This is a genomic window from Olsenella sp. kh2p3, from assembly GCA_900119625.1.
GTDB lineage: Bacteria > Actinomycetota > Coriobacteriia > Coriobacteriales > Atopobiaceae > Tractidigestivibacter.
In genome coordinates, this window is record FPKD01000004.1 from 14,411 (window position 1) to 28,725 (window position 14,315).

General features: G+C 63.0%; 16 protein-coding genes and 1 other RNA gene. 15 read left to right on the forward strand and 2 right to left on the reverse strand.

Annotation, left to right across the window (positions count from 1 at the left end; all coding sequences use genetic code 11):
• Positions 1–6: 6 nt before the first annotated feature.
• From BT122_RS05905 to BT122_RS05920, 4 genes are all read left to right on the forward strand, one after another.
• Entirely contained in the window at positions 7–654 is a 648-nt protein-coding gene (locus BT122_RS05905; protein WP_072355068.1) for a beta/alpha barrel domain-containing protein, read from the forward strand.
• Positions 655–897: 243 nt separating this feature from the next.
• The gene (locus BT122_RS05910; RefSeq protein ID WP_072355069.1) at positions 898–1,584 is read left to right on the forward strand and encodes a transaldolase family protein; all 687 of its coding nucleotides are present in this window, start codon (positions 898–900) and stop codon (positions 1,582–1,584) included.
• Positions 1,585–1,609: 25 nt separating this feature from the next.
• Positions 1,610–2,476 carry a transketolase gene (locus BT122_RS05915; RefSeq protein WP_072355070.1) on the forward strand — a complete coding sequence of 289 codons (867 nt, stop codon included), beginning with the start codon at positions 1,610–1,612 and terminating at the stop codon, positions 2,474–2,476.
• A gap of 2 nt (positions 2,477–2,478) precedes the next feature.
• The gene (locus BT122_RS05920) at positions 2,479–3,408 is read left to right on the forward strand and encodes a transketolase family protein (protein ID WP_059056054.1); all 930 of its coding nucleotides are present in this window, start codon (positions 2,479–2,481) and stop codon (positions 3,406–3,408) included.
• Positions 3,409–3,497: 89 nt separating this feature from the next.
• Here the strand turns inward: BT122_RS05920 and BT122_RS05925 are convergent, their stop codons facing one another.
• Together BT122_RS05925 and BT122_RS05930 are read right to left on the reverse strand one after the other, a co-directional pair.
• Positions 3,498–3,881: a type II toxin-antitoxin system death-on-curing family toxin gene (locus BT122_RS05925; RefSeq protein ID WP_072355071.1), complete on the reverse strand. Its 384-nt coding sequence runs from the start codon at positions 3,879–3,881 to the stop codon at positions 3,498–3,500.
• The gene (locus tag BT122_RS05930) at positions 3,878–4,090 is read right to left on the reverse strand and encodes a type II toxin-antitoxin system Phd/YefM family antitoxin (protein ID WP_072355072.1); all 213 of its coding nucleotides are present in this window, start codon (positions 4,088–4,090) and stop codon (positions 3,878–3,880) included. Before BT122_RS05930 ends, BT122_RS05925 begins: the two co-directional genes overlap by 4 nt.
• A gap of 206 nt (positions 4,091–4,296) precedes the next feature.
• Here BT122_RS05930 and ftsE point away from each other — a divergent pair, with 206 nt between their 5' ends.
• The 11 genes from ftsE to BT122_RS05985 all read left to right on the forward strand — a co-directional run bounded on the left by ftsE (position 4,297) and on the right by BT122_RS05985 (position 14,265).
• Positions 4,297–5,280 (forward strand): cell division ATP-binding protein FtsE, encoded by a 984-nt coding sequence (ftsE, locus tag BT122_RS05935; RefSeq protein ID WP_072355073.1) that lies wholly within the window; start codon positions 4,297–4,299, stop codon positions 5,278–5,280.
• Complete coding sequence (gene ftsX / locus BT122_RS05940) at positions 5,267–6,193, forward strand: permease-like cell division protein FtsX (protein ID WP_072355074.1); 927 nt, start codon at positions 5,267–5,269, stop codon at positions 6,191–6,193. The genes ftsE and ftsX overlap by 14 nt, the downstream gene beginning before the upstream one ends.
• Positions 6,194–6,269: 76 nt before the next feature.
• On the forward strand, positions 6,270–8,321 hold the full coding sequence (rnr, locus tag BT122_RS05945) for a ribonuclease R (protein WP_072355075.1): 2,052 nt from the start codon (positions 6,270–6,272) through the stop codon (positions 8,319–8,321).
• Positions 8,322–8,397: 76 nt separating this feature from the next.
• Positions 8,398–9,336 carry a hypothetical protein gene (locus BT122_RS05950; RefSeq protein WP_072355076.1) on the forward strand — a complete coding sequence of 313 codons (939 nt, stop codon included), beginning with the start codon at positions 8,398–8,400 and terminating at the stop codon, positions 9,334–9,336.
• Positions 9,320–9,796 carry an SsrA-binding protein SmpB gene (gene smpB, locus BT122_RS05955; protein WP_059056040.1) on the forward strand — a complete coding sequence of 159 codons (477 nt, stop codon included), beginning with the start codon at positions 9,320–9,322 and terminating at the stop codon, positions 9,794–9,796. Before BT122_RS05950 ends, smpB begins: the two co-directional genes overlap by 17 nt.
• A 61-nt stretch (positions 9,797–9,857) precedes the next feature.
• Positions 9,858–10,523, forward strand: a complete 666-nt coding sequence (locus tag BT122_RS05960) for a flavin reductase (protein ID WP_059056038.1) — start codon at positions 9,858–9,860, stop codon at positions 10,521–10,523.
• A gap of 93 nt (positions 10,524–10,616) precedes the next feature.
• On the forward strand, positions 10,617–10,760 hold the full coding sequence (locus BT122_RS05965; protein WP_032111290.1) for a rubredoxin-like domain-containing protein: 144 nt from the start codon (positions 10,617–10,619) through the stop codon (positions 10,758–10,760).
• A gap of 147 nt (positions 10,761–10,907) precedes the next feature.
• On the forward strand, positions 10,908–11,729 hold the full coding sequence (locus BT122_RS05970; RefSeq protein ID WP_072355077.1) for an HAD family hydrolase: 822 nt from the start codon (positions 10,908–10,910) through the stop codon (positions 11,727–11,729).
• Positions 11,730–11,838: 109 nt separating this feature from the next.
• Positions 11,839–12,591 carry a YoaK family protein gene (locus BT122_RS05975; protein ID WP_072355078.1) on the forward strand — a complete coding sequence of 251 codons (753 nt, stop codon included), beginning with the start codon at positions 11,839–11,841 and terminating at the stop codon, positions 12,589–12,591.
• Between the two features lie 305 nt (positions 12,592–12,896).
• Positions 12,897–13,268: a transfer-messenger RNA gene (gene ssrA / locus BT122_RS05980) on the forward strand.
• Positions 13,269–13,371: 103 nt separating this feature from the next.
• Positions 13,372–14,265, forward strand: a complete 894-nt coding sequence (locus BT122_RS05985) for a patatin-like phospholipase family protein (RefSeq protein ID WP_072355079.1) — start codon at positions 13,372–13,374, stop codon at positions 14,263–14,265.
• Positions 14,266–14,315 lie beyond the last annotated feature (50 nt).

The following is a 14,315-nucleotide window of genomic DNA, read 5'->3' on the forward strand; positions in this document are numbered from 1 at the left end:
AAAAAAATGCAGCTTCAGAAGGCCAAGGTCACCGAGAGACTCGCGCAGATCGGCGCGTTCGCCGTCGTGAGGGTCGAGACCGTCGAGCGCGGCCTGGAGATCGCGGACGGCCTGGTCAGGGGTGGCGTGCCCGCAATGGAGATCTCCTACACCAACGCTAATGCCGGCGACGTGATTGCCGCTGTTAAGGCCAAGTACGGTGACAAGATGTGCGTTGGCGCCGGCACCGTGATGGAGGCCGCCACCGCCCGCCTCGCCATCATGTCGGGCGCCGAGTTCGTCGTGGCCAACATGGAGTCCGAGGAGGTCGCGCGCGTGTGCAACCTCTACCAGGTCCCCTATGCGCCGGGCTGCACTACGGTCACCGAGGCTGTGAAGGGCCTTGAGATGGGCGCTGCCTACATCAAGTGCTTCCCCATCTCCAACACCTATGGCGTCCAGCTCGTGAAGCTGTTCAAGACCCCCACGCCTTGGATGCCCCTCATGGCCTCCGGTGGCATCAACCTCGACAACCTTGCCGAGTGGGTGCGCGCCGGCGTTGACACCTGCGGCATGGGAAGCCTGCTCACCAAGGGCTCCGCGGACGAGATCGCCGCAAATGCCGCCGAGGTGCGCCGCATCATCGACGAAACCCGCGCGGAGATGGGCGAGTAGGTCTAGGTCAGAACCATAGATGCCAGAAAGGCGGTCGTGTGGGTCTTCGCGTGCGCGTTGCCCTGCACGGCCGCTTCTCTTATCGCGACGCTGCGCCCCCATCACCTAACCTGCATACCTCACGGCGTTCACGGACCGAAGCCGACAGGTGGGCGGTAGGTACGCCTCGTTCACGAGGACTCTGCATAGCATGGAATATGCCGCATATTTGCGGTCCACATGGCAAGTTGAGGGAGGATCGTCATGAAGTTCTTTATTGACACAGCGGACCTGGACGAGATCAAGCAGGCGGAGAGCTGGGGGGTTCTCGCCGGCGTTACCACCAACCCGTCGCTCTATGCAAAGACTGGCGGAAAGCTGGCCGACTTCGAGGACCACATGGTCAAGATCTGCAAGATCTGCGAGGGACTGCCCGTCTCGGCGGAGTCCCAGGCAAAGACCACCGAGGGCATGATTGCCGATGGCGAGCGCCTCGCTTCTCTCGCACCCAACATCGTGATCAAGCTCCCCATCTGCGAGGAGAGCCTTCCCGCTACGCACACGCTTGCCAAGGAGGGCATCCGCGTCAACATGACGCTTGTCTTCTCGGCTCCTCAGGCGCTTCTCGCCGCCTCTGCCGGCGCCCGCTACATCAGCCCCTTCGTTGGCCGCTTCGATGACATTGGCGACGACGGCATCCAGCAGCTCGCTACCGTGGTTCAGTGCGTCAAGAACTACACCTACGGCTACTGGGACGAGGAGGACGGCCCCGAGATCATCACCGCCTCCGTGCGCACCCCCAACCACGTGACCCAGGCGGCTCTCCTGGGTGCAGACATTGCAACCGTGCCCTTCGCCGCGCTCAAGAAGTGCCTGCGCCACCCGCTCACCGACCAAGGTCGCGAGCGCTTCGACGCGGATTGGGCTAAGGTCACAGGGGAGCAGGCCTAGCCACGACCGTCTCGAGAGGAGACACATGAGCACAACGAGAACGACGCACGAGGTGCGGCTCATCGCAAACTCGATGCGCCACGACATCATCACCATGGTGTCGAAGGCAAAGTCGGGGCACCCCGGCGGGTCGCTGTCATGCACGGACATCCTTGCGACGCTGTTCTTCACAGGTGTGATGAACTACGACGAGGATGACCCCGCAAGCCCCCAGAGGGACTTCCTCATTCTCTCGAAGGGCCATGCAGCGCCGGCGCTCTATGCCGCATTCCACCAGGTTGGCTGGGTCCGCGATGACGAGCTGGGGACGCTCCGCCAGCTTGGCACGCGTCTGCAGGGACACCCCGACAGGAACGCGCTGCCGGGCGTAGAGGTCTGCTCTGGCTCTCTTGGACAGGGACTCTCCATTGCCGCCGGCGCGGCACTGGGATTCAAGGCGGACGCACCAGAGGGCTCCCGCCCGCGTCACGTGTTCTGCGTGTGCGGTGACGGTGAGCTGCAGGAGGGGTCCAACTGGGAGGCGCTGATGTTTGCCCCCAACCACGGGCTCTCCAACCTCACCATGTTCCTCGACCTCAACAACCTGCAGATTGATGGCGATGTTCGCAAGGTCAACTCCCTGGGTGACGTCGACGCCAAGCTTGCGGCCTTTGGCTGGCACGTTATCCACACCGATGGCCATGACATCGAGCGCCTGCACGCCGCGGTTGAGGACGCGCTCGCCTTCTCGGCGGCGCCCACTGCCATTGTGTGCGACACCATCAAGGGCAAGGGCGTCTCGTTCATGGAGGACGAGGCAGGCTGGCACGGCAAGGCTCCCAACGAGGAAGAGACCGCGCTTGCGCTGGCCGACCTCGATGCAGAGCGCGCCCAGATCGAAAAGGAGGCCTAGCCATGGGTAAGAGGGCAACACGCGAAGCCTTTGGCGAGACGCTCGTCGAGCTGGCTAACGAGGGAATGAACGTCTGCGCGGTCGACGCCGACCTTGCCGGTTCAACCACCACCAACAAGCTTCAGAAGGCATACCCCGATCGCTTTGTGGACGTGGGCATTGCCGAGCAGGACATGATTGGCGTGGCTGCGGGTCTTTCCCTTACCGGGCGCATCCCCTTCACGGCGTCTTTTGCCGTGTTTGGAGTCGGCCGCTGCTACGACCAGATCAGGAACACCATCTGCGACTCCAACCTCAACGTGAAGGTGTGCCCCACGCACGCCGGCATTACGGTGGGCGAGGACGGCGCGACGCACGAGATGCTCGAGGACATCGGCATGATGAGGGCACTCCCCAACATGCGCATTCTCGTGCCGGCAGACTACCGCGCCGCAAAGGCGGCCATTCGCATTGCCGCTACCACGCCTGGTCCGGTTTACGTGCGCATGGGCCGTCACAAGGTGCCCGAGGTCTACGACGAGTCCTTCGTTGGCGGGCTCCCGTATGCGGGCGTCCTGCGCGAGGGGACCGACGTTACCATCCTCGCTTGTGGCGTCGAGGTGGCACAGTCGCTGGCCGCGGCTGACATCCTGGCGCAGAGCGGCATCTCTGCCGAAGTCATCGACGTGTTCTCGGTTAAACCGCTCGCAGAGGACGTTATTCTTTCCTCCGCCGAGAAGACCGGTCGCGTTGTTACGGTCGAGGAGCACATGGTCGAGACGGGCATGGGCTCTGCTGTGGCATCGCTTCTTGCGGAGAAGCGCCCAACGCCCATGCGTCTTGTGGGCATGAGGAGCTTCGGCACCTCCGCTCCCGGCGACGTGCTTCTCGAGCACTTTGGCCTTGACGGCGCCGGCATTGCCCGTCAGGTCGAGGAGTTTGTCCGCGCCTAGAGGTGGGAGAAACAACGTTCATGCAGGTGCCTGCGACGGTGTAACGGCCGTCGCGGGCGCCTGCTGTGAATAAAGATATTGTTCAACGGTTACATAACTGACTTTACCCAGCTGACGAGGTCTTCGTATTTCATGCTTCCGTCCGCAACGTTCATCATTGCCCGAAGGAAACTGGCGGGCTCTGGTGAGAAGCCGATTCCGTTGATCCTGAGGTATGTGCCGAGGAGTGCCGCTCCGGTTCTCTTGTTGCCGTCGATAAATGGGTGGTCTTTGATAATCCCAAAAGCATAACGGCAGGCTTTATCAATCTTTCCCGGGTAGAGGTCTGCGCCAGAGAAGGTTTGGAATGGTTGAGCTAGGGCAGAATCTAGCAGCCCCTCGTCTCTGATGCCCGTGGCGCCTCCAAACTTTTTTATAGCTTCGGCGTGAATGGCCAAGACGACTTCTTTGGAGAAGGGCGTTGCGGCTGTCATTTTGCGAGCTCTGAGAATACCGACGAGTACTCATCCATGAAGTCGACGGCAACATCAACGATGTTGGAAGCTGCGGATGCTGGCTGAATGACAACCCACGGCTTGTTGTTCTTGAGTACCGTGACGGGACGTCCGGTTCGGTTGACCTCTGCCGTTACCTTGGAGAAGTTGTTCTTTGCCTCTGCAAGACCCAGTGTAAGCGCCGCCATGGTAAACCTCCTTAGGCTCATGTTATGGCTTAAATTATAGCCATAACATTAACGACTCAGACGTATTGCTTGATATGCCTGTGGCCTTCTTGTGGCTTCTATCTGCGTGTTCTCTGTTCGTGCAAGGCTGCTCGCATGTCGTTACGCCAGTGCTTGGTATCATTGCGGATGTATCTGCATCTGCTATGCAAGAAGAAGGAGCTTTCGTGGCCAACCACTTTCGCAGCACAGAGCGACAGGGGTCAGGCGAGGATGGCATGAGGCTTGTGCCCCCCAGCGGGCACATTGTAAGCAACGTGCCAGACATCGAGCCCGTCGAGAACGCGGACGAGTCGCAGACGCCTGCCGCAACAGAAAACGCACCAGAGGCGGTCCACGTCGTCACGGCATCCGATCCTGCAGACTCCACGAGCGAGCAGCGTCCCTACACCAGCGTCTTTGCATCTCTCGCTGGAAACGACGCGCCTGTCGCACCACGTACCGGCACCCCTACCATCTCGTTCAAGAACGTGACCCTTATCTATCCGGCCCAGCCCAACAAGCCCGCCCTCGAGGACGTGAGCCTGGACATCTATCCCGGCGAGTTCGTCTTTGTCGTGGGTCACTCCGGCTCGGGCAAGTCGTCGCTTCTGCGCCTCATCACGTGCGAGCGCCGCGCGACCTCTGGCCAGGTTCTTGTCGCCGGCCAGGACCTCACCAAGCTCAAGAACAAGAAGGTTCCGTACCTCCGTCGCCAGATTGGCACCGTCTATCAGGACTTCAAGCTCCTGCCGGACAAGACGGTCTACGAGAATGTCGCCTTTGCCCTTGAGTGCATCGGCAAGCCGCGCGCCGTTATCAACGTGCAGGTCCCCGAGGTGCTTCGCCTTGTTGGCCTTGCCGAGAAGCAAGACAACTACCCCGACCAGCTCTCCGGTGGCGAGCAGCAGCGCGTCTCCGTTGCAAGGGCCATGGTCAACCGTCCGCCGCTGCTCATCTGCGACGAGCCCACGGGCAACCTCGACCCGGCCATCTCGCTGGGCATCATGAAGCTGCTCGACCGCATTAACCGCGAGGGCACAACCGTGGTCATGGCTACCCACGACCGCGAGATGGTCGACTCCATGCGTAAGCGCGTCATTGCGCTGGAAGCTGGCCATGTTGTCCGCGACCAGGAGAGGGGAGGCTACGGCTACTATGGTGCCCTCTAACTTCACCTACTCGCTGCGCGAGGCCGGCCACCACTTCCGCAGGAACTGGTCAACGGTGCTCGGCGCAATCGTCACCATCTTCCTTTCGCTCTTTATCATCGGTGCGTTTGTCCTTGCATCTAACGTGCTCAGCAACATGGTGGGCAGCGTCGAGGATAAGGTAACCATCCAGGCCTTCCTCGCCGACGATGCCGACCAGACCGCCGTTGAGCAGCTCCAGTCCGAGATCCAGGGCTGGGACAACGTCGAGTCCGTCACGTACCGCAGCAAGGACGAGAACCTCGAGCAGTACCGCACCTCGATGTCGCAGAGGAACGCCTCCGATGCCGTGGCCGCACTCGATGGGCAGAACCCCATTCCGGCCTCGCTCGTGATCAAACTCACCGACCCGCAAGAGGTTGAGGGCACGGCCGAGAAGCTCATTGCCGACGAGACCTTCCAGTCTGTCTGCGATACGCCCGACAATCCCTCGAGCGATGTCCAGTACGGCCGCGACACCGTCGAGAAGCTCTTCTCGGTCACCAACATCGTGCGCGTTGCCGCCGTCGTGCTCGTGGTGCTTCTCATCTTCGTGGCGTTCGTGTTCATCAACAACACCATTCGCCTTGCCATCACCGCCCGTCGCAGGGAGATTGCCATCATGCGCCTGGTTGGTGCGTCGAACGGCTTCATACGAGGGCCCTTCATCATGGAGGGCACGCTGGAGTCGCTCATTGGCGCGGGCCTTGCCATCGCCGCGCTTGCGGCTGGTATGAGCTACGTCATGCCCAGGCTCGAGAACAGCCTCAAGTTCCTCTCGTTCTACGTGTCGCCCCAGGCGCTTTACCTCACCTACGGCGGCCTTTTGATCCTTGGCGTTCTCATTGGCCTCTTTAGCTCTGCCATTGCCATGAGGCGCTACCTCAAGGTCTAAGGCGGGCACTAAAGACTTGCTGGTAGTTGGGGCGGTGCGGCTTGTTCGCGCCGCCCCGTTTTCTCAAGGAGGACTCATGGGCAGAAGACGACCGGGGGCTCGGCGTGGCGGCGGTCACCGGCGCGGAGGCGGGAAGGCGGCCATGCGCCGCTCGCCTACGCTTACCGGTACGCTGCGCGTGTCCCGGCCCGGAATGGCGACGGTCGAGACACCCGAGGGCACCTTTCGCGTTGCTCGTCGGGGGCTGCGCGAGGCCATGAACGGCGACGAGGTCACGGTATCGGTCTTCCCCGCCCGTGGTGGCGAGAAGGTCGCCCTGGTGCAGGGCGTCATCACCCGAGCGCAGACCACCTTCCTTGGCCGCTTTGAGCCGGCAGGCCCCTTGGGTGCCGTGGTGCCGCTCGACGCACGCCTTGGCCGCGACTTCTTTGTTGTTCCCGAGGATGATTCGCCAGCCCGTCTCGGCGTGGGGGAGGGCGACGTGGTGGTTGCGCGCATCGCGGAGTACCCAACCCGCAACAGCGCCGCTGTGGTGACCATCGAGCGCCGCGTTGGCTCCTCGGACGAGCTTGACCTCAATATCGAGTCCGTCATTGCCTCCTATGGGCTGGCCACGGAGTTCCCGCCGGCAGCACTTGCGCAAGCAGAGGGCATCCAAGCCGGTGTCGAGGAGGCCTTGAAGCGCGAGCCCGGCCGTCGGGATCTGCGCTCTCTTCGCTGCGTGACCATCGATCCCACCGACGCGCGAGACTTCGACGACGCGGTCTTTGCCACGCGCCTCCAGGATGGCGGCTTTGAGCTCTGGGTGCACATCGCCGACGTGACGCACTACGTGGGCTGGGACAGCCCCATCGACAATGAGGCAAAGCGCCGCACCTGCTCGGCCTACCTTGTCGACCGCGTGCTGCCCATGCTTCCCGAGCGCCTCTGCAACGACGTGTGTTCGCTGAGGCCGCACGAGGACCGCCTGGCCATGAGCGTGCGCATGGAGCTTGATGCCGCCGGCAATCTCGTGGCTGCCGAGGCCATGACTTCGGCAATTCGTTCGACCGCGCGCCTTGACTATGACACCGTGGATGCCCTGCTCGCCGGCCGCGTGGATGCCTCAGCGCTGCACGAGGACCAAAAGGACGCCCAGGTGCTCGAGGAGGCGCTGCGCGTACTTGACCGCATCCGCGGCCTCCGCGAGCGCATTCGCGAGGAGCGCGGCTCGATTGACTTCGACATCGTGGAGCCAAAGGTCACGCTCGACGAGGAGGGGCATCCTACCGGGGTGACCGTGCGTACGCGCACACGAGCGACCGGCTTGGTTGAGGAGGCAATGCTTCTTGCCAACGAGTCCGTGGCTCGTATGCTTGCAGACCGCGAGGTGCCCTGCGCCTACCGCGTGCACGAGCGACCGTCGCCGGAAGACCTTCGCGCAACGGTCCGTCCCCTCATGGAGCTGGGGCTCATTGACGGCAACGCCCAACGAGAAGCGCTCATTGCGGGCGAGCCCGAGGCGATCAATGCCGTTCTTGATGCTGCCCGCGGGACGTCCGGCGAGCTTCTCGCCAGCGCGCTTCTCCTCCGCGCGCAGAAGCGTGCCATCTATTTGCCCACCAACCAGGGGCACTATGCCCTGGGGGCGCAGGCGTACTGCCACTTCACATCCCCCATTAGGCGCTACCCGGACGAGCTTGTGCACCGCGCGCTCAAGGCGCTTCTCGCCGGCACGCTTGGCAGCAAGGAGCAGGGGCAGATTGCAGGCCAGCTGCCGCAGCTCTGTGCCACGTGCTCGCAGATGGAACGCGCCACAGATGCCGCTGCCCGCGCAAGCCAGCACATCAAGATGGCCGAGCTCTACGCAGTCCACGTGGGAGAAGTGTTTTCTGGCGTGGTGTGCGGCTGCGAACGCTTTGGACTCTTTGTCATGCTCGACGAGACCTGCGCCGAGGGGCTGCTGCCCGCGCGCGCCCTTGGCGGGGAATGGCTCGAGTACGACGAGGACCGCATGACCCTTACGGGCGAGGAGTCCGGTCGCGTGTGGGGGCTGGGCACGCGCGTGCGCGTGCTGGTCACCGAGACGGACGTCCCGCGCGGAAGGATCGACTTTGCGCTCGCGGACGCGCGTGACGCCGCGCGATAATGGGAAGACTAACGAGCAGTGCATGCCGCGCGTCTCGCGCGTGAGTTTGGCCCCTAAAGGGCCAGGGGAGAGGGACATGGACCAGGAGCAGAGCCAGAGCACACTGATAGACAGCCTTGAGCAGGCCGAGGGCCTTATCCTGCAGGGACAGGACGACGCGGCGCGGGAACTTCTCGCCCGCCTCGCCGAGGACGCCGAGGAGTACGTCGACCGCAACTGCGCAGCCACCGAGAGCGACCAGTGGTTTAGCTTCCCCACGATCTTTGACCGCCTGTGCTACCGTCGCGTGGAGCGCGACCCGCGCACCCTGCATGACGTGGGCGAGCCTCTGGACCGCCTCTATGCGGACCTCGCGCTTGCGTGCGTGCGCACCGGCGACTACAACGCCGGCGTCGAGGCGCTCAAGCAGGCCGTGCGCTGGAACCCCATGAACTGCGGCTACCGTCTTGACCTTGCCGACCTCTACCGCACCAACGGAGACATGCAGGAGTACCTGGCGCTCACGTACAGCTGCTTCGAGCGCGCGAGCGAGGCGCGCCACCTAGCACGTGCCTTCCTCAACTTTGCCGGTTACTTTGAGGCGCAGGGCAAGTCGCGCACGGCTGCCGCCGCACTTCGTGCAGCAAGGCGCCTCGAGGTGGAGGATTCGGCGCTCAGGGCCGCGCTCGACCAGGCCGCTGGCACAGAGCGAGACCCGGATGGCGTGACGGACAAGGAAACCGCAGACCTCCTCGCCGAGGAGGGACTGCCCGATGGCGCAAACGCCGAGGTGGCCATCTGCCTGCTCATGTGCGCCCAAGACGCTGCCACCGCAGGCGAGCGCGACGTTGCCACCAACCTCACGCTGCGTGCCCGTGACCTGGTGGGCGAGCCCGCGGCCATGACGCTTTTGCAGCTCATCCGCGACACGGATGCCGAGATGGCCCAGGAGGCCGCCGCTGGCGATGCCGCTGACTCCGGTGACACGAACGATTCGCAGGCAAACGGGGGTGCGGGCGATGCCCAAGCCAACTAAGCGCGAGAAGAAGACCATCGCGCGCAACCGCGCGGCACGCCACGAGTACTTTGTGGACGAGACCTTCGAGGCGGGCGTCGAGCTCACTGGCACCGAGGTCAAGAGCCTGCGCGAGCGCGCGTCGCAGATCACTGACGCCTTCTGCCTCATCCGTGGGGGAGAGGTGTGGCTGCATGGCGTGCACATCCACCCCTATTCCAACGGCGGCGTGTGGAACGTGGACCCCGACAGGAAGCGCAGGCTCCTGCTCCACCGCCACCAGATCGACTACCTCGACGGCAAACTCCGCACCAAGGGCATGGCACTCATCCCGCTTGAGCTCTACTTCGACGAGCACAACCGCGTGAAGCTCTGTATTGGCCTCTGCCGCGGCAAGAAGCTCTACGACAAGCGCGACGACATGGCCCGCCGCGATACCGACCGCGAGATTCAACGCGCGCTCAAGGAGAGGAGCCGCTAGCTCGCGCCGTCGGGCGATATGATGGGAACGTCTGGTCCGCAAGGTCGAGGAGAGGAGACCCATGGACGCAAAGGCGATGTTTAGCTTCTCGTACGGACTCTATGTGGTGTCGGCTAACGACGGCGAGAATGTTGGTGCGTGTCTCATCAACACCGCGCTGCAGGTGACGGGCGACCCGCTGCAGGTTGCCATCACACTCAACAAGCAGAACCACACCACCCAGGTCGTGAAGGCGGCGGAGCACTTCACGCTCACGGTGGTCTCCAAGACGGCCGACATGCCCTTCATTGGCCGCTTTGGCTTCAAGAGCTCGGCGGATGTTGACAAGTTCGAGGGCATCACCACCAAGACGTCGCTGCTCTTTGACCCCTACACGCCAGAGCATGCCTGCGCCATGGTCTGCTGCGCCGTGGTGAACACCATCGACCTGGGCACCCATGTGATGTTCATCGGCGAGGTCTGCGATGCCGAGCGCGTCTCGGATGAGGAACCTATGACCTACGCCTACTACCACAGCGTCCTCAAGGGCAAGACACCGCCCAAGGCATCCTCCTACATCGAGGGAGAAGACCCAACCAAGCCCGTGGTGCCCGTCTCGGCGCCCAAGCACCACTTCCGCTGCAACATCTGCGGCTACGTTTACGAGACCACCGACGAGGAGCTTCCGGCAGACTTCCGCTGCCCCGTCTGCGGCGTTGGTCCGGAGAACTTCACCAAGATCGACTAGCGTTCCACCCGTGGTGTGCCACGGTTGATGTAAGCTCTGAGGTAGCATTTTTTCGACCCGGTCGTTAGTTGTATCCAAGAGAGAGGAACCATCATGGCTGACGAGAAGAAGACCTACACCTTCCGCTGCACCGTCTGCGGCTACGAGGTCACCGTTGACACCCCCGAGCTCCCCGAGGACTACGTCTGCCCCGTGTGCGGCGTTGGCCCCGACATGTTCGAGCTCGTCGAGGAGTAGCCTCGACGCTTCGGGAGTTTTTTCTCGCGTTGATGGGGACGGGCTGGCGCCGTGCGAGCGGTGAGGCCCGTCCCCTTGCATGAGGCAGGGTTTCATTACGATGGGGCACGCCCGAGGCATTGCGATTCTGTCGGTGAGGAGATGCGCATGTACAAGCTGGTTGCGAGCGACATGGACGAGACCTTTCTCGCGCACGACCACAGCATCCCGCAGGCAAACATCGACGCCATACGGCGCATGCGCAAGCTGGGCGTTCTCTTTGTGCCGGCGTCGGGGAGGTCGTACTCCTCGGTGCTCGAGAGCTTCTCCTCTGCGCCGGCGGATCTTCTCGACGGGACGTACGTGATCTCGTACAACGGCGGCACCATCAATCGCGCGGGCGACCCGCATCCCCTTGAGAGCCACTCGCTTCCCTTTGAGACAATTCGCGGCCTCTTCGAGCGGGGCAAGGCCTTTGACGTGGGCGTTCACATCTACCAGAGCGATGGTGTTGTGTGGGCGGCAAACCTGCCGGAAGACGACAAGCGCTACCTCGACGGCCACATGGCGTACCGCGAGTTCGATGGCGCCTCCATCGATTTCCTGCGTGGCGTCTCCCTGGCAAAGATTCTCTTTGTGAGGCATGACCTCGCTTTCCTCCACCGGATGGCCGAGCAGATCGGCGCGGTGCCGGGGACCTCATTTACGTTCTCGTCGGGCCGCTACCTCGAGTACCTCCCCGAGGGCGTGGACAAGGGCCACGGACTGCGCGCCTTGGCACGCATCCTGGGCGTCGACGTGGCAGAGACCATCGCGGTGGGGGATTCCCTCAACGACCTGCCCATGCTTGAGGCTGCGGGGCTTGGCGTTGCCGTCTCGAATGCCACTGACGGCATCGACGGGTTGGCAGGCTACGCTGCCCGTTCCAGCTGCGATGACGGCATCCTTGCAGAAGTGGTCGAGAAGTTCATAGAGCCGCAGGCGTGTTAGCCCTGCGCTACAATGGCGGGGCTGTGGCGGCTTGGGGCCGGCGTTGCGGCGAGCGACCGGTGGGGCGCATGACTAGGCGACGCCCCGCGAGGCTAGGAGGCCCTGGTACATGAAGCGCGCACGGCAGACGTCGGAGTCAATCGAGCTGGCGGCAATTCTCGCATTCTCGGGCGGACTCATGGATGCGTACTCGTACCTCGCGCGCGGTAAGGTCTTTGCCAACGCGCAGACCGGTAACATCCTGCTCTTTGGCGTGAACCTTGCCGACGGCGACGTGGATCGCGCCCTTCACTACGCTGTGCCCGTGATCGCGTTCGCGGTGGGCATCGCCCTTGCGCACTCCATCAAGATCTTCTCCAAGGAGCGTCGCCTGCACTGGCGCCAGACCGCGCTTCTCGTCGAGGCGGCTCTTCTTTTTTTGGTGGCGTTCATCCCCGATGACCTCAACCTCATTGCTAACAGCCTCACATCTCTGGGTTGCGGGATTCAGGTACAGGCGTTCAGGAAGCTCCATGGAAACGGCTTTGCCACCACCATGTGCATTGGCAACCTGCGCAGCGGTACCCAGAAGCTCGTTGACTACGTGCACGAGAAGGACCGCGCGTACCTCGAGGGATGCTTGCTCTACTACGGGGTGATCCTCTGCTTTGCCATTGGCGCGATTGCGGGCAGCCGCGTCATTGGGGCGCTGGGCTTGAGGGCGATTCTCGTGAGCCCCGCGCTGCTCCTGGTTTCGTTTGTCGTGATGTTCCAAGATCGCGAGAAGCGCGCTCGCGAGCGCGCTGCGGCGGCTGCTGCCGCCGGGGGCGCTGGGGCCGGAGCCGCTGGAGCTGCGGAGAAGCGCCCTTCGGCGTCAAAATGACGCCTGAGCAGCGACTTTGTGCGTGATCGCCGCGATATCGTGCCCTCCGGCGTCAAAACGGCGCCGGAACAGCGACTTTGTGCGTGATCGCCACGATATCGTGCCCTCCGGCGATATGACGCCCGAGCGATGATTTCCGAAGCGGTTGCGTATAAAACGTGCTTCTCGGCGCCCGTTTTTCTCCGCAAGGGCTTTTTCGACAAGCACGGTGGAGAATAACTCCCTTTTGGGTACACTACTCCACACGGCTATGAGCCGCTGTTCTCTGATAACGCGTATGGTGGCAGTGTCCCCATTCCATCTCTGGGGGTGACTGGTTTCGACAGGGTGCATCTGAGATGGGCAGCAGGCCGTGGTCTCCTCGCCACGTAAAACAGGGGAACCGTCAAATTGAATTGACGACAACTCTTCTTACGAGCCTCAGCTGGCTCTCGCTGCTTAGTCTTAACTAACCAGCGCGTCAAACCGGGGGTCTCTCCCGCTCCCGGGGCGGCGTCATTCTAGGGAGACGCTCGCGCGGATGTAGTCGGTATGCCGCGCGCTAAGATCAAACCGGCTGGGAGGCTAAGCGCGGGCTACCGGGTGCGCGGCCTCCAAGACTTAACCGGCAGCTGAGCCTGGAGACACCTGTCAGGGACGTGCTTTGGACCGGAGTTCGATTCTCCGCACCTCCACCAAAAGCGTAGGCGTCGAACCCCGTAATGGGGTTCGACGCTTTTTGTATAGTTGGATGGTCGCGCGTGGCGTGGCAACGTGACAGTTCGTATTCGGAGGCGGTCTATGGGCAGCAACGACAAGCCCGCCCTCGTCCTCGAGGGCGGCGGCTACAGGGGCATCTTCACGGCCGGCGTTCTCGACGTCCTTCTCGAGAACGGCATCTACACCAGCTCGTTCAAGAGCGTGTGGGGCGTCTCGGCGGGCGCGCTCAACGCAGTGAGCTACCGCTCGCGCCAGATTGGCCGCACCATGCGCATCATGCTGACCTTCCGCGACGACCCGCGCATGATGTCTCTCCTCTCACTGGTGCGCACGGGCAACCTCGCCGGGACCGACTTCATGTACGACGAGGTCCAGAATCACATTGACCCCTGCGACTTGAATGTCTTTGACAAGGACCTCACGCCTATGTACTTCGTGGCATCCGACGTGCTGTTTGGCACGCCGGCCTATCTGCCCGTGGAGGGTGAGAGGCTCGACGCCACCAAGGCCCGCGCGTCCGCGTCTTTGCCAGGCGTCTCGACGATGGTCGAGATAGACGGTCACCGCTACCTCGACGGCGGCACCACAGACTCGATCCCCTTTGCCGTTGCCATGGGGCTCGACGACGCGCCCGAGGTCCCCGGTGCAGAGCCCGCAGACCGTGCGCTCGTAGTGCTCACGCAGGATCGCACCTACATCAAGGACGGAGCCACCGAGCGCGCCATCCTGAGGACCCACCGCTACGACGCCTACCCCTACTACGAGCAGGCCCTTGCCACGCGCGCCGATCGCTACAACGCGCAGCGAGAAGAACTTGCCGGCCTAGAGGCCGAGGGGCGCGCGCTGGTGCTGAGGCCGCCCGAGCCGGTGAAGATTCGCACCTCCGAGCACAATGGCGAGCCGCTCCTGCGCCTCTATCTGCAGGGCCGCCAGGAGGCAATGAGCCATCTCGACGAGATTCGCGCGTTTCTGTAGGGGCGTTCTTTCTGCGCTATCATTGAATTCAATGATGTCATTGACAGGAG

Coding starts and splice junctions, on each gene's coding strand:
- BT122_RS05905 (WP_072355068.1), top strand. CDS start 7: ATGCAGCTTCAGAAGGCCAAGGTCACCGAGAGACTCGCGCAGATCGGC.
- BT122_RS05910 (WP_072355069.1), top strand. CDS start 898: ATGAAGTTCTTTATTGACACAGCGGACCTGGACGAGATCAAGCAGGCG.
- BT122_RS05915 (WP_072355070.1), top strand. CDS start 1,610: ATGAGCACAACGAGAACGACGCACGAGGTGCGGCTCATCGCAAACTCG.
- BT122_RS05920 (WP_059056054.1), top strand. CDS start 2,479: ATGGGTAAGAGGGCAACACGCGAAGCCTTTGGCGAGACGCTCGTCGAG.
- BT122_RS05925 (WP_072355071.1), bottom strand. CDS start 3,881: ATGACAGCCGCAACGCCCTTCTCCAAAGAAGTCGTCTTGGCCATTCAC.
- BT122_RS05930 (WP_072355072.1), bottom strand. CDS start 4,090: ATGGCGGCGCTTACACTGGGTCTTGCAGAGGCAAAGAACAACTTCTCC.
- ftsX (WP_072355074.1), top strand. CDS start 5,267: ATGGTGCCCTCTAACTTCACCTACTCGCTGCGCGAGGCCGGCCACCAC.
- rnr (WP_072355075.1), top strand. CDS start 6,270: ATGGGCAGAAGACGACCGGGGGCTCGGCGTGGCGGCGGTCACCGGCGC.
- BT122_RS05950 (WP_072355076.1), top strand. CDS start 8,398: ATGGACCAGGAGCAGAGCCAGAGCACACTGATAGACAGCCTTGAGCAG.
- smpB (WP_059056040.1), top strand. CDS start 9,320: ATGCCCAAGCCAACTAAGCGCGAGAAGAAGACCATCGCGCGCAACCGC.
- BT122_RS05960 (WP_059056038.1), top strand. CDS start 9,858: ATGGACGCAAAGGCGATGTTTAGCTTCTCGTACGGACTCTATGTGGTG.
- BT122_RS05965 (WP_032111290.1), top strand. CDS start 10,617: ATGGCTGACGAGAAGAAGACCTACACCTTCCGCTGCACCGTCTGCGGC.
- BT122_RS05970 (WP_072355077.1), top strand. CDS start 10,908: ATGTACAAGCTGGTTGCGAGCGACATGGACGAGACCTTTCTCGCGCAC.
- BT122_RS05975 (WP_072355078.1), top strand. CDS start 11,839: ATGAAGCGCGCACGGCAGACGTCGGAGTCAATCGAGCTGGCGGCAATT.
- BT122_RS05985 (WP_072355079.1), top strand. CDS start 13,372: ATGGGCAGCAACGACAAGCCCGCCCTCGTCCTCGAGGGCGGCGGCTAC.